Annotated in this window: 12 protein-coding genes; 4 read left to right on the forward strand and 8 right to left on the reverse strand. The window is 71.8% G+C overall.

Going from position 1 to position 13,912, the window contains the following annotated elements; all coding sequences use genetic code 11:
* The 6 genes from fbaA to ACWGIU_RS12215 form a co-directional block, all read right to left on the reverse strand.
* The coding region (fbaA, locus tag ACWGIU_RS12190; RefSeq protein WP_453704911.1) for a class II fructose-bisphosphate aldolase at window positions 1–994 on the reverse strand (994 nt) is incomplete at its 3' end.
* A 365-nt stretch (window positions 995–1,359) separates the two neighbouring features.
* Window positions 1,360–1,899, reverse strand: a complete 540-nt coding sequence (pyrE, locus tag ACWGIU_RS12195) for an orotate phosphoribosyltransferase (RefSeq protein ID WP_453704913.1) — start codon at window positions 1,897–1,899, stop codon at window positions 1,360–1,362.
* Window positions 1,900–2,084: 185 nt separating this feature from the next.
* A complete protein-coding gene (locus ACWGIU_RS12200; RefSeq protein WP_453704915.1) occupies window positions 2,085–2,873 on the reverse strand; it encodes an aldose epimerase family protein in 789 nt (262 codons plus the stop codon).
* A 32-nt stretch (window positions 2,874–2,905) separates the two neighbouring features.
* On the reverse strand, window positions 2,906–3,742 hold the full coding sequence (locus ACWGIU_RS12205) for an SRPBCC family protein (RefSeq protein ID WP_453704917.1): 837 nt from the start codon (window positions 3,740–3,742) through the stop codon (window positions 2,906–2,908).
* A gap of 32 nt (window positions 3,743–3,774) precedes the next feature.
* Window positions 3,775–5,418: a polyamine aminopropyltransferase gene (locus ACWGIU_RS12210; protein WP_453704919.1), complete on the reverse strand. Its 1,644-nt coding sequence runs from the start codon at window positions 5,416–5,418 to the stop codon at window positions 3,775–3,777.
* Window positions 5,419–5,533: 115 nt separating this feature from the next.
* Entirely contained in the window at window positions 5,534–6,082 is a 549-nt protein-coding gene (locus tag ACWGIU_RS12215; RefSeq protein WP_453704921.1) for a DUF2617 family protein, read from the reverse strand.
* Window positions 6,083–6,846: 764 nt separating this feature from the next.
* Between ACWGIU_RS12215 and ACWGIU_RS12220 the strand changes: the two genes are divergently transcribed.
* Both ACWGIU_RS12220 and ACWGIU_RS12225 read left to right on the forward strand, forming a co-directional pair.
* A complete protein-coding gene (locus ACWGIU_RS12220) occupies window positions 6,847–8,067 on the forward strand; it encodes a pyridoxal phosphate-dependent aminotransferase (RefSeq protein ID WP_453704923.1) in 1,221 nt (406 codons plus the stop codon).
* A 168-nt stretch (window positions 8,068–8,235) separates the two neighbouring features.
* Entirely contained in the window at window positions 8,236–9,426 is a 1,191-nt protein-coding gene (locus ACWGIU_RS12225; RefSeq protein ID WP_453704925.1) for a glycosyltransferase family 39 protein, read from the forward strand.
* A gap of 3 nt (window positions 9,427–9,429) precedes the next feature.
* On the opposite strand, the gene ACWGIU_RS12230 is transcribed toward ACWGIU_RS12225, so the two are convergent.
* The gene (locus tag ACWGIU_RS12230) at window positions 9,430–9,978 is read right to left on the reverse strand and encodes a YbjN domain-containing protein (RefSeq protein WP_453704927.1); all 549 of its coding nucleotides are present in this window, start codon (window positions 9,976–9,978) and stop codon (window positions 9,430–9,432) included.
* 117 nt (window positions 9,979–10,095) lie between these two features.
* Here ACWGIU_RS12230 and ACWGIU_RS12235 point away from each other — a divergent pair, with 117 nt between their 5' ends.
* Window positions 10,096–10,593 carry a hypothetical protein gene (locus ACWGIU_RS12235; protein ID WP_453704929.1) on the forward strand — a complete coding sequence of 166 codons (498 nt, stop codon included), beginning with the start codon at window positions 10,096–10,098 and terminating at the stop codon, window positions 10,591–10,593.
* Between the two features lie 73 nt (window positions 10,594–10,666).
* On the opposite strand, the gene clpB is transcribed toward ACWGIU_RS12235, so the two are convergent.
* Complete coding sequence (clpB, locus tag ACWGIU_RS12240) at window positions 10,667–13,267, reverse strand: ATP-dependent chaperone ClpB (protein ID WP_453704931.1); 2,601 nt, start codon at window positions 13,265–13,267, stop codon at window positions 10,667–10,669.
* Between the two features lie 122 nt (window positions 13,268–13,389).
* On the opposite strand from clpB, the gene ACWGIU_RS12245 reads away from it, so the two are divergent.
* Complete coding sequence (locus ACWGIU_RS12245; RefSeq protein WP_453704933.1) at window positions 13,390–13,854, forward strand: pyridoxamine 5'-phosphate oxidase family protein; 465 nt, start codon at window positions 13,390–13,392, stop codon at window positions 13,852–13,854.
* Window positions 13,855–13,912 lie beyond the last annotated feature (58 nt).

Here is a 13,912-nt window from a genome sequence, read left to right on the forward strand (position 1 = left end):
GGTTCGCGCACGCCTCGGTGACGCGCGCCGCCATGCCGGCCTCAGCGGCCTTGCCCCAGGTGCGGGGGTCGTACTTGGACTTCGTACCGACCTCGCCGTCGACCTTCAGCACACCGGCGTAGTTGCTGAACATGTGGTCCACGACCGGGCGGGTGAAGGCGTACTGGGTGTCGGTGTCGAGGTTCATCTTCACGACGCCGTTCTCCAGCGCGGTGGCGATCTCCTCGGCCGTGGAGCCCGACCCGCCGTGGAAGACGAAGTCGAACGGTGAGGGCTTGCCGTACTTCTCGGCGACACCGGCCTGGAGGTCCTTGAGGAGCTCGGGGCGCAGGACGACGTTGCCCGGCTTGTAGACGCCGTGGACGTTGCCGAAGGAGGCGGCCAGCAGGTAGCGGCCCTTCTCGCCCAGGCCGAGGGCCTCGGCGGTGCGGATCGCGTCGTCGACGGTGGTGTACAGCTCGTCGTTGATCTCGTGGGTGACGCCGTCCTCCTCGCCGCCGGTCGGGGTGATCTCGACCTCAAGGATGATCTTGGCGGCGACGGCCTTGGCGAGCAGCTCCTGGCCGATGGCCAGGTTGTCGGCCAGGGTCTCGGCGGAGCCGTCCCACATGTGCGACTGGAAGAGCGGGTTCAGACCACGGGCCACGCGCTCGGCGGAGATGTCGAGCAGCGGACGTACGTAGCCGTCCAGCTTGTCCTTCGGGCAGTGGTCCGTGTGCAGGGCGACCGTGATGTCGTACTTGGCGGCCACGATGTGCGCGAACTCGGCCAGGGCGACCGCCCCGGTGACCATGTCCTTGTTGTACTGGCCACCCAGGAACTCCGCACCGCCGGTGGAGATCTGGATGATGCCGTCGCTCTCGGCCTCCGCGAAGCCGCGCAGGGCAGCGTGCAAGGTCTGGGAGGAGGTCACATTGATGGCCGGGTAGGCGAACTTGCCTGCCTTCGCCCGGTCGAGCATCTCGTTGTAGACCTCGGGGGTTGCGATGGGCATCTGCCGGCTCCTTGGATGTGCGGGGAGTGTGCTTATTGCGGGCCCTGACCTGGGGGCGACGTCATCGTCGCGCCTATCTTTCCAGACTCAGCGCGGGGGTCCAGACTGCCGGTCTCACGTGGTGGGCGAACGGCCCGGGATGTTTCACGTGAAACACCCCGGGCGCCCGGGAAAGGGCAGGTCAGGCCGGCCCAAGGGGCGGCCGAGGACCTTCTGCACCAGTTCTCGCGGTGGCCGGACGGGGCCGGACGGAGGCGGGACCGGGGCTGACCCAGGGCGGCGGCGGGGCCTCCCGGGCCCGGCGAGATCCGGAAGAGGCGGCCGGCGCCCTGTCGTCGAAGAGGCGCAGGCGGGAACGGCAGGTCCTAGGACAGGCCGAGGTCCTGGAGGAGGTATCCGGTGAGGTAGGGCAGGCCGGCCGCGGCGATCGCGTCGGCCGCACCGCGGTCGACGATCGTGGCGACGGCGACGACCTCGCCACCGGCCTCACGGACCGCCTCGACGGCGGTCAGCGGGGACCCGCCGGTGGTCGAGGTGTCCTCGACCACCAGGCAGCGCTTGCCCTTCACATCGGCGCCCTCGATACGGCGCTGCATGCCGTGGGCCTTCTGCGCCTTACGGACGACGAAGGCGTCCAGGCGCTCACCGCGCGCCGCGGAGGCGTGCAGCATCGAGGTCGCGACCGGGTCGGCGCCCAGGGTCAGACCGCCGACGCAGTCGAATTCGAGCTCGGCCGTGAGGTCGAGCATGACCTGGCCGACCAGCGGGGCCGCCTCGCCGTCGAGGGTGATCCGGCGGAGGTCGATGTAGTAGTCGGCCTCGCGACCGGAGGAGAGGATCACCTTGCCGTGCACGACGGCCTTGTCCTTGATCTGCTGCAGAAGCGCATCGCGTACGTCACTCATGCCTCTGAGCTTAGAGGGGCCCAGGGGATGTCCTGCCGATCAGGGCGGATCAGGAAGCGGTGGTCGGTGCCCGTGGATCGCACGGCGGAGGGGCGCCCTTGTACCGGACGTACTCGGGCGCCCCGACAACGCGGCGAGGTGCCGTGCCGGGCGTCGTGACCTGGTGAACTTCTCCGGTCACAGCACTAGCCGAGGCGACGCCAGGTCCAGGTCGTGGAGGCCTCCAGCGGATCGACCGGGGTGACCAGGCGCGGAAGGGAATTCAGCCCGTTCGGCGGACCCGACTGCGGCTCCACGCAGACGGCCTCGGGCTCCTCGTCGTAGATGACCACCCATTCGGCCCGGCTGGTGACCCGCAGTTCGAGGGCGCCCGGCCAGGTGAGGGTGACGTCGACGCCGCTCGGCATGCCGAAGCAGTCGTCCCAGGGGCGGGGCTTCGGGTCGATGCGCTTGCCGGTGGGGATGTGGTCCTCGCCGCGCTCCTCCTGCCATCCGGGCTCGAAGGCGACCTCCGCGTCCGGGCCGCCGGCCCCGAGGTTGCGCAGGAACCAGGGGTGCCAGCCGACCTGGGCCGGGAAGGAGTCGCCGTACGTCTCGACGCCCATGGCGAGGGTCAGCGAGTCCTCGGCGAGCGTGACGACCTGGGTCACCCGGCCGGGATACGGCCACGGGTCGGTGAGGTCGTAGGCGAAGGCGGCCTCGGTGGCGGTGGCCCCGGCCGGGCGCCAGGGCGCATCACGGCCGAAGCCGTGGAGAGCGTGCGGCGGGTGGTTGAGCGGCATCTGATGGACGGTCGCGCCGTCGGTGAACCGTCCGTTCGCGACCCGGCCGCACCACGGGACCATCGGAAAGGCCCCGAACTTCGGCCCTTGGCGCAGCAGTTCCGTTCCGTCGATGCGCAGGCTGCTGATCCGGCAGCCGTTCTCCTGGTCGACCGTCACCTCGGCGCCGTCGGCGCTCAGTTGCGTACTCATGCGGTCGACCCTAATGCGGCCGGGCCCGCGGATCAGCGACGACGGCGCAGGGCTCGGCCGATGACGACCGCCGAGGCCAGAGCGAAGGCGGCGGCCGGGGCGATCCACCGCAGGCTGTCGCCGGCGCCGGCCGAGGCGGGTGCGGGGACCGGGGCGTACCGGCCGCGCGGCGGCGCGTGGTCCACCTCCTCCGCACTGCGGCCGATCATGGTGCGGCGGGCGTGGGCGGCCTCGGCCGGGGGCCGCGGGGCTCCGTCGGAGCCCTCGAACCGACCGGCGAGGAAGGGGTCCAGGGACGGCGGCGGTACGTCGGTCTCGAAGAGGGAGGCGGTGACCTCGGTGACGTCGTCCTCGACGTACCCGGGCCCCCGGCCGTCCGTTCCGCCCTCGCCGCCCTCCGCCTCCTCGGCATCGGCCACCGGGTCGCTCACGGCGTCGGGCGCGGCGCCGAGGGTCAGCTGTCCGGCGGCCCGGTCCAGCAGCCGCACCACGGCGGTGGCCGTTGCCTCGGGCGGGAAGGCCGCGGCGCGCCCGTCGGCGGTGGCCCCGGCGGTGAAGTCCAGCCGGGTCCCCTCGGGGACCGGGGTCAGCCGCAGGCCGAGGGAGAATTTCACGGTCCCGCTGCCCCGGACCTCCGTGCCCTCACCGTCGAACGTGAAGTGCCCGGGGTCCCGCTCGGTGACGGTCAGGGCGCCACGGTAGGTCACGGTGCTCCCGCCGACCCGGACCTTGAGCCGGCCCGAGACCGGCCCGGCATCGGTGTCGGCGTCCTGCTGGAGTCCCGGCACGCACCGGGCCACCCGGGCGGGGTCGCGCAGCACGGCGCGGAGATCGTCTGCAGGTACCGGGACGAACACCTGATGCTCCATGTGGTCGAGCCTACCGACGAGACCTCACCGGGTCACGAATACCGCGGGTGCGGCAGGGTCGACGGGGGAAGCCCGGGCACCCGGGTCCGTTCCGCGTCGCGTGCCGCGTCCTGCAGGGAGCGGGTCGAGAGCGAGCGCAGCGCGGGCGTGTCGCGGTCCACGCGCAGGGGCGGCTCCTGGTCCCGGGCGGCCAGGAGGAAGCCCCAGTCCTGCGGCGGTGCCTCGGTCACGCCGTGGGGGGTGCGGTCGGGTCCGGCGGCGGAGCCCGTGAGGCGGCCGCCCGCGCTGTAGGGGGCGGTGCGCAGGCCGACCGCGCGGAGGGTGGAGTCGACGGTCCAGTACGCACGCGGGCGCGTCGCCAGCGGTCCGGCGTGCACGGCGATGCGGCCCCCGGGGCGCAGGGCCCGCGCGGCCAGCCCGTAGAACTCCTGCGAGTACAGCTTCGTGCTGGGGGTGATGCCCGGGTCGGGGAGGTCGGAGACGATGACGTCGAAGCGGTCGCCGGCGGCCGGCCCCCGCAGCCAGCCGAAGGCGTCCTGCGTGACGACGGCCAGCCGCGGGTCCTCGTACACCCCGGCGTTGAGCGCGGAGAGCATCGGATCGGTGCGGGCGAGACGGACCACGCCGGGGTCGAGTTCGACGACGGTGACGGAGGAGACGTCACGGTAGCGGAGCACCTCGCGGGCGGCGAGCCCGTCGCCGCCGCCGAGGACGAGGACACGGGTGTGCGGGCCGGTCATCGCGGGGTGCACCAGGGCCTCGTGGTAGCGGTACTCGTCGTAGCCGCTGACCCGCAGCCGCCCGTCCAGGTAGAGGTCGAGGGAGCGCGGGGAGCCGGTCCGCGGGCCGGTGAGCACCAGCTCCTGCACCCCGGTCTGGACGGCGACCCGCACCTCCCCGCCGTAGACGGCGCGCCGGGCGGTCCGCTCGAAGTCGTCGGCGAGGACGGTCGCGGAGGCGAGCACGGCCAGTACGGTCACGTTCGCGCCGATCAGCAGCCAGCGGCAGCGTCTGCTCAGGTCCCGGCGGAACAGCCACAGGACCAGCCCGCCGCCGACGATCACGTTGACGGTGCCGGTGACCATGGCGCCCGTGAGCTGGCCGAGCAGCGGGAGCAGCAGGAAGGGGAAGGCGAGGCCGCCGACGAGGGCGCCCACGTAGTCGGCGGCGAAGAGGTCGGCGACCGCCCCGCCCGCGTCCTGTCTGCGGATGCGCTGGATGAGGACCATCAGCAGCGGGATCTCCGCGCCGATGAGCACCCCGATGGCGAAGGCGAAGGCGACGAGCGCGGGGCGGGATTCCCCCAGCCAGGCGAAGCTCGCGTACAACGCCATGGCCGAAAGGCCGCCGAGGAGGGCGAGCGCGGCCTCGATGGCTCCGAAGCCGAAGGCGGGCCGGTGGCGGAAGCGCTTGGCGAGCAGGGAGCCGACGCCCATGGCGAAGACCATGACGGACAGCACGACCGATGCCTGGGTGACCGAGTCGCCGATCAGGTAGGTGCCGAGGGCGAGCAGCTCCAGCTCGTACACGAGCCCGCAGGCGGCGCAGATGAACACGGTGGCCAGGACGAGGAGTCGGCCGGTCCGGGGCCGTACGGGCAGGGCGGCCGGGACGGTCGCGGCGCCCCGCGGCTCCGGGGCCGGGAGTACCCGGCGCGGGACGGAACGGTCGATCATGAAGCGAACCGTACGTCACCGCCCACCCGCATCCGGTCACCCACATGGGTGCAAGTGGCGTACTCATCCCGCCAGTTGGCGTAACCGTGGCGGGATAATCGCGCCCCCGCGCCCACTACAGCAGCGCGGGCGATTCCCGGGCCGCCGCCGCGGGCGCCCCGATCCGTACGCCCACCCGCGTCCGGGTGGCCACCAGCTGGCCCTCCTGCGGGTACGCGTGCCAGGTCCGCCAGCGCACCTGGCCCTCGTAGCGCTGCGCGAGCATGGCGGTGAAGGCGTGCGGACTTCCGGGGAAGGTCCCCGCTAGTCCGTTCGGGTGGTCCGCCACCAGTGCGAGCAACTCCTGGGCCCGCCCGGCGAAGGAGCCGCGGGAGAGCGTCTCGACCCGCGCGGCGAACTCGTACTCCCAGTCGCCCACCCGCTTGGCCACGCCGAGCGGCAGCGGCGTACTGCTGCCGGGCATACAGGCGACGGTCTCCGAGCAAAGCACCTCCCTCTCCTCCAGAAGCACCTGGTGGGACGCTCCGAGCAGGCGCAACTCCACCTTCGCGCCCGAAAGTTCGAGGTTCAGTACGGCCAGGGCGGGCAACCGGTCCCGACCCAGGGCCCAGGCGAGATCGGCGGCACGCGTGTCGGTGTATGAGGTCTGGAGGGTCGTGAGCATGAGTCGGCTCCGCAAACGCGCGAGGGAGATGGGCCGGGGCCCGCCAGCGGTAGCAAGCACGGGTGGGGGGAAACCGGCACGGGTCCACAGGAAGTCCAGGGAGGTCCGAGGACTGGTCTACTCAACCGAGGGAATCATGAAAGGCACGGCACTCACAGCGCTTTTACCCAACTTGACGGGGTTTACATCCCCCCGGGGGCTCCGCAGTTCACGTGTTCAACAGGTTGCGTCCCGCGCGTCGTCATGCATCGGTGAACGAGAGGGCGCCCGACGGCAATCGGACCGTCGAACGCCCTCGTCCACGCGATGCCGGGCAGGTACCGGGCGAGTGCCGCTCGGGTGCCGGGCTAGTGCCGGGCCGAGGCCTCACGGTGCCCGGTGACCGGTGCCGGTGCCCGGTGTCAGCTGGACCCGCCACCGCACCCGCCGCCGCCACCGCACGAGGAGGACGATCCCCCGCACGAGGAGGAGGACCCGCAGCCGCCCCCCGAGTCACCGCCGCCGCCACCCGACCACCAGCTGCCGTGGCGGCGGCCTCCGCGACGGGACGAGCTGCGCCCCGAGGACGACCGGACCAGCTTGGTAACGAAGTACGCCGCGAAGAAGAGCAGGATCACAACGAAGACGAACCCCATGTCCGCCACCTCTCTCACAACCCCGGTCTTCCCGGGGGAGCGGGATCCCCGCGTCCCGCGTGAAGGGGGAATGCCCCCGGCCCGCACGGCCCAAAGCACACTTGAGGAAGTCCAGAGGTTGCCCCGAGGATGACGACCATGAGCACCCCCGTGAGCAGCGACCGCCCCTTCCTGAACCGCCGCCTGGCGGCCTTCGGCACGACGATCTTCGCGGAGATGTCGGCGCTGGCCACGCGCACTGGTTCGATCAACCTCGGCCAGGGTTTCCCCGACACCGACGGCCCGGCACAGATCGCCGAGGCGGCCTCTCGCGCGGTCCTCACGGGACTCGGCAACCAGTACCCGCCGGGTCCGGGCGTCCCGGAGCTGCGTACCGCGATCGCCGCGCACCAGCAGCGCTTCTACGGTCTGGGCTACGACCCCGACACGGAGGTCCTCGTCACGGCCGGCGCCACGGAGGCCATCGCCGCCGCCCTCCTCGCCCTCCTGGAGCCGGGCGACGAGGTCATCGCCCTGGAGCCGTACTACGACTCGTACGCCGCCTGCATCGCCATGGCCGGCGCGGTACGCGTGCCCGTCACTCTGCGGCCGCACGCCGGGGCCTTCGCCCTCGACCTGGACGAGCTGCGCGCCGCCGTCACCCCGCGCACCCGCCTGCTGCTCCTGAACACCCCGCACAACCCGACGGGCACCGTCCTGACCCCGGCCGAGCTGACGGCGATCGCCGAGCTGGCGGTCGAGCGCGACCTGCTGGTGGTCACGGACGAGGTGTACGAACACCTGGTCTTCGAAGGCGCCCACACCCCCCTGGCGGGCTACAAGGGCATGCGCGAGCGCACGGTCACCATCTCCTCGGCCGGGAAGACCTATTCGTTCACGGGCTGGAAGGTCGGCTGGATCACCGCGCCCCCGGAGCTGGTCACGGCGGTCCGCTCGGTGAAGCAGTTCCTCACCTACGTCTCCTCGGGCCCCTTCCAGTACGCGATCGCCGAGGCCCTCGCCCTGCCCGACAGCTACTACGACACCCTCCGCGCCGACCTGGCCGCAAAGCGCGACATCCTCGCCGACGGCCTCGCGGCGGCCGGCTTCGAGGTCTTCCGCCCGCAAGGCACGTACTTCATCACCACCGACATCACCCCCCTCGGCGAGAAGGACGGCCTCGCCTTCTGCCGCGCCCTCCCGGAACGCTGCGGCGTGGTCGCCATCCCGAACCAGGTCTTCTACGACGACAGGAGCGCGGGCGCCACCCAGGTCCGCTGGGCCTTCTGCAAGCGAACGGCTGTATTGCAGGAAGCGGTGGACCGCCTCGGTCGGCCGGCTCGCCGGGGAACGAGCCGGGTGGACGGGTGACGGGAGGACACGAGGCCGGGCATCGGTTCGGCCGGGCCCGTTCCGCGGGCGGACATCCCGCGTCCTTGCGGGGTTGTGGGGCCGGTGTGAAGCTGTGCGTCGTGCAAGTGCCCGAAGCCCTCACCGCCGGGTGAGCGGACCCACCGCGAGCTGGAAAGTCGGGGATTCATGGCAACGGGCAGAGCCGCCGTGTCCGCGTCGCGGCTGGAGATGCGCGCGGTCCGGGCCGTGCGGTCGGCCGCGCCGACCACGGTGATCGCGCTCGGGGTGTTCGCCGCCGTGCGCGGGGGCGGCGTGCTGGTGCTCGGCCTCGGGGCCTGGTGGGCCGGGCGGGATCCGCTGAAGGTCCTCGGCAGGTCCTGGGACTCGGACTGGTACCTGCGGATCGCCGCCCACGGCTACGGGCGGACCCTGATGTGGCCCGAGGCCGCCACGGGGACGGGGCCCGTACAGAGCGACTACGCCTTCTTCCCGCTCTACCCCACCCTGATACGGCTCGTCTCCGGGATACTGCCCGGCGGGACGGTCCCGGCCGCGCTCCTCGTCGCCTGGGTCTCCGCCGCCGTGGCCGCGATCGGGATCTACAAGGTCGGGGAACGGGTGATCGGCCCGCGCGCCGGGCTGCTGCTCGTGGGGCTGTGGGCGGCGCTGCCGCACGCGGTGGTGCTCACCCTCGCCTACACCGAGGCGCTGCTGGCCGCCTTCGCCGCCTGGGCGCTGTACGCCCTGATGCGAGACCGCTGGCTGTGGGCCGCCGGCCTCGCCGTACTGGCCGGGCTGACCCGGCCCACCGGGTCGGCCGTCGCGGCCGCCGTCTCGGCCATGGCCCTTCACGCCCTCGTCGTACGAAGATCCCGGGCACCCGCGGTGTGGCTGGCGGGGCTGGTGGCGCCGGCAGGCTGGACGGCGTACGTCCTGGCCGTCGGCGTGAAGGTGGGCGACCCCTTCGGCGGCTACTTCGCCGTGCAGCGCGGCTGGGGCTCCCGCTTCGATTTCGGTCTCGGGGCGCTGCGCTCCGCCGAGCGGGTGCTGACCGGCGGGCAGGTGCCGCTCGCCACCACCGTGACGGTGGTCCTGCTGGCCGTGGCCGGGCTGCTGGCGGTGCTTCTGCTACTGGACCGCACCCCGCTGCCGCTGCTCGTGTACACCGCGACCCTGCTGGTGATCGGCTTCGGCGGGGCCGGCTTCTTCGAATCCAAGCCGCGCTTCCTGCTTCCGGCCTTCCCGCTGCTCCTGCCGATGGCCGCCGTCATGGCGAGAGCCCGGCCCCGCACCGCGGTCATGGTGACCGTGGTGGTGGCCGGGCTCGGTTACGGCTACGGGCTGTATCTGCTGCTGATCGCCCGTGTACCGCTGTAACGGCTAGCTGTTGCTGTCGCCGTTGCTGCCGTCGTCGTCGCCGTCGGTGGAGTCGATGTCCTGCTCCAGGCCGAGCTGCTCGACGAGCCACTTGTCGAACTCGATGGACGCGCGGACCCAGCTGACCGTGGAGGACACGAAGTGCTCCAGGTTGACGCCGGTGCCGATCAGCATCTGCGCCTCACCGATCAGGCGGACCGAGCCGTCGTCGTGGGTGTGGCTGTAGACCTTCGGCCACAGGGTGCGGCGGTTCCAGTCGTCGATCGACTCAAGAAGCTGCGGCTTCTCGTCGATCTTGTGCGGACGGTCGTAGAAGGTCCGCACCGAGAAGACCTGCTGCTCGTCCTCGCCGCGGAACATGAAGTACGTACGGAACTCCTCCCACGGCGCCGCGAGGTCACCCTCGTCGTCGACGACGTACTTGAGCTCCATCTGTTCCAGCAGCTGCTTGACCAGATCCTGGTCGGGGACGACGGGGCCCGCCGGTCCTGTGGCCTGCGGATCGGGCTGCTGCCCTCCGAAGTTCGGAATCGAGGCCGGGTCGATGCTCACCGTGATTTCCCTTCGTGCGGATACTTGCATCCTCCCCCATCGCGCCCACCTTGTGTCCAGCCCCGCACGTACGATCCGCTCCGGGCAGAACGAGTAAGAACCGAGTAAGGGGGGCGTGTGACCATGCGCGGTGCGTCGAAGCCGGTGCTGGGGCTGGGGCCGGTGCTGGGGCCGGTGCTGGGGCTGGGGGCGTCGGTGGCCGTCGGGGTCGCTGTGTGCGCCGCGTTGCTGTGGCCGGCCACGGAGGATTCGGGCGACGGCGGCCCCCGGGGGACGGCCGACTGCGCGGAGGTCATGACATTCGCCCGGATGGCCCCGCCGAAGGGCTTCCGGGACGGCAGGTGTGACCGGACTCCGGCGGCGGACGGCCGCGCGACGGTCCTCGGCACGTTCCGCATGGAGCACCCCGATGTCCAGGCGTGGGTCGCGTCCTTCCCGAAGGCGCCGGAACAGGTCGCCTGCCCGGGGCCCCATCCGGAGAACTACGACCCGGAGAGCGAGGGCTGTTTCAGCCTCGTCCACGACGCGCCGCAGCCCGGCCGGGCGGCCGGACTGCGGCTGCGGATCACTCCCGAGGTCGGGACGACCGCGAAGGTCCGCTTCGACGCGGCCTGAGGCGGGCGGCAGAGCGGCCTGTGGCAGCTGAGGCGGACCGAGCCGGATCGGGCCGGTCCGCCGGCCCGGCCGCTCAGAGCGCCTTGCCGACCAGCAGGTCCTCCCCCGCCACGTCGACCCGTACGGTGTCGCCGTCCCGGACCTCGCCGGAGAGGATCTCCTTCGCCAGGCGGTCGCCGATCGCCGTCTGGATCAGGCGGCGCAGCGGCCGGGCGCCGTACGCCGGGTCGTTGCCCTTCTCGGCCAGCCAGGCCAGGGCCTCGGGCGTGACGTCCAGGGTCAGCCGGCGGTCGGCCAGGCGCCGGGCCAGGCGCCCGATCTGGAGCTCGGCGATGTGCGCGAGCTCGTCCGGGGTCAGCGCGGAGAAGACCACCAGGTCGTCCAGGCGGTTGAGGAACTCCGGCTTGAAGGAAACCCGCACCAGGTCCAGGACCTGCTGCTTCTTCTGCTCCGGCGGGGTCAGCGGATCCACCAGGAACTGGCTGCCCAGGTTCGAGGTCAGGATCAGGATGGTGTTGCGGAAGTCGACCGTCCGGCCCTGGCCGTCGGTGAGCCGGCCGTCGTCCAGGACCTGGAGCAGGATGTCGAAGACCTCGGGGTGGGCCTTCTCCACCTCGTCCAGGAGCACCACGCTGTACGGGCGGCGGCGTACGGCCTCGGTGAGCTGACCGCCCTCCTCGTAGCCGACGTAGCCGGGCGGGGCGCCGACGAGACGGGCCACGCTGTGCTTCTCGCCGTACTCCGACATGTCGATGCGGACCATGGCCCGCTCGTCGTCGAAGAGGAAGTCGGCGAGCGCCTTGGCCAGCTCCGTCTTACCCACGCCCGTCGGGCCGAGGAAGAGGAAGGAGCCGGTCGGACGGTCCGGGTCGGCGATGCCGGCCCGGGTGCGGCGCACGGCGTCCGAGACGGCCCGTACGGCCTCGCCCTGGCCGATCAGGCGGCGGCCCAGCTCGTCCTCCATGCGGAGCAGCTTCTGGGTCTCGCCCTCCAGCAGCCGGCCGGCCGGGATGCCGGTCCAGGCGCCCACCACGTCGGCGATGTCGTCGGGGCCGACCTCGTCCTTGACCATCGAGTCCTTGGAGTGCCCGGTCTTGGACGCCTCGGCCTCCTCCTCCGTGGCCTCCGCCAGCTCACGCTCCAGGGTCGGGATCTCCCCGTAGAGCAGCTTGGACGCGGTGTCGAAGTCGCCGTCGCGCTGGGCGCGCTCGGCCTGGCCGCGCAGGTCGTCCAGGCGCTCCTTCAGCTCACCGACGCGGTTGAGGGACTGCTTCTCCTTCTCCCAGCGGGCGGTCAGTCCGCGCAGCTCCTCCTCCCGGTCCGCGAGGTCCTTGCGGATCTTCTCCAGGCGCTCGACGGAGGCCGGGTCGGACTCGTTCTTCAGGGCCAGCTCCTCCATCCGCAGGCGGTCGACGGAGCGCTGGAGCTCGTCGATCTCCAGCGGGGAGGAGTCGATCTCCATGCGCAGCCGGGACGCGGCCTCGTCGACGAGGTCGATGGCCTTGTCGGGGAGGAAGCGGGAGGTGATGTACCGGTCGGAGAGGGTCGCGGCGGCCACCAGCGCACTGTCGTTGATGACGACCTTGTGGTGGGCCTCGTAGCGGCCCTTGAGCCCGCGCAGGATCGCGATCGTGTCCTCGACGGACGGCTCGGCGACCAGCACCTGCTGGAAGCGCCGCTCCAGCGCCGGGTCCTTCTCGATCCGCTCGCGGTACTCGTCGAGGGTGGTCGCGCCGACCATCCGCAGCTCGCCGCGGGCCAGCATGGGCTTGAGCATGTTGCCCGCGTCCATGGCGGAGTCGCCGCCGGCGCCCGCGCCGACGACCGTGTGCAGCTCGTCGATGAAGGTGATGATCTGGCCCTCGCTGGACTTGATCTCCGCGAGTACGGTCTTGAGCCGTTCCTCGAACTCGCCCCGGTACTTGGCGCCGGCGACCATGGCGCCGAGGTCCAGGGCGACGAGGCGCTTGTTCTTCAGGGACTCGGGGACGTCGCCCTTGACGATGCGCTGGGCCAGGCCCTCGACGACGGCGGTCTTGCCGACGCCGGGCTCGCCGATGAGCACGGGGTTGTTCTTCGTACGGCGCGAGAGCACCTGCACGACGCGCCGGATCTCCTGGTCACGGCCGATGACCGGGTCCAGCTTGCCCTCACGCGCGGCTGCCGTGAAGTCGGTGCCGAACTTCTCCAGGGCCTTGTACTGGCCCTCGGGATCGGGGGTGGTCACCCGCCGTCCTCCTCGTGCGTTCTCGAAGGCGTCGAGCAGCTTCTTCGCTGTCGCGCCCTGGGCGGAAAGGACCTCGCCGGCCGTGCCGCCCTTGGCGGCGACGGCGATGAGGAGGTGTTCGGTGGAGAGGTAGTCGTCGCCGAGCTTGCCGGCCTGCGCGTCCGCCTCGGCCAGTACGGCGAGCAGGTCGCGGGTGGGCTGCGGGGGCGCGACCGTGGAGCCGGTGACGCTGGGCAGGGCGGCGAGCAGCCGCTCGGCACCGGCCCGCACGGCGGCCTGGTCGGCGTCGGTGGCGACCAGCAGGTCGATGACGTTCTCGTTGTCCTCGCCGGCGAGCAGGGCCAGCAGGAGGTGCGCGGGAGTCAGATCCGCGTGGCCGTCCTTGACGGCCCTGCTGGTGGCCGCGTTCAGCGCGTCCCGGCTCTTGTTGGTCAGCTCGGCGTCCACTGTGCCTTCTCCTCTCCTAAGGGGTAGCTCCGACCACAACACTGACAGAATCAGCGTATGTAAAGTTGAGTCTATTCCACTCAAGACACGTGCGGGCACCCTTCCCCCGTACCCTTCGGGCCATGCCCCATGACGTACTCAACCCGACGCCCGAGTACCTCGCCTTCTGGCGGGAGCGGCACGTCTGCACCCTGACCACCCCGCGCCCCGACGGCACGCCCCACGTGGTGCCGGTCGGGGCGACGTACGACCCGGAGGCCGGCCTGGCCCGGGTGATCAGCAACCGGCACAGCAAGAAGGTGCGCAACATCCTGGCGGCGCAGGAAGCCCGGGCGGCGCAGGAGGCACAGGAGCACGGGCCGGCCGCCACGCCGGACGGCACGCCGCTCGGCGCGCGGGTCGCGCTCTGCCAGATGGAAGGCCGCCGCTGGGCCACGCTGGAGGGCCGCGCGGTGATCCGCGCGGACGAGGCGTCGGTCGCCGACGCGGTGGCGCGCTACGCGGAGCGCTACGGGCGCACGCCGTCGCCCAATCCCGACCGGGTCGTCATGGAGATCACCCTGGACCGGGCCATGGGGCGCGCGTAAGCCGTTGATTCTTCATCTTGTCCGGTTCGGGCACTGGACGCGGACATCACAACGGCGC

This window comes from Streptomyces sp. NPDC054840, assembly GCF_053611065.1.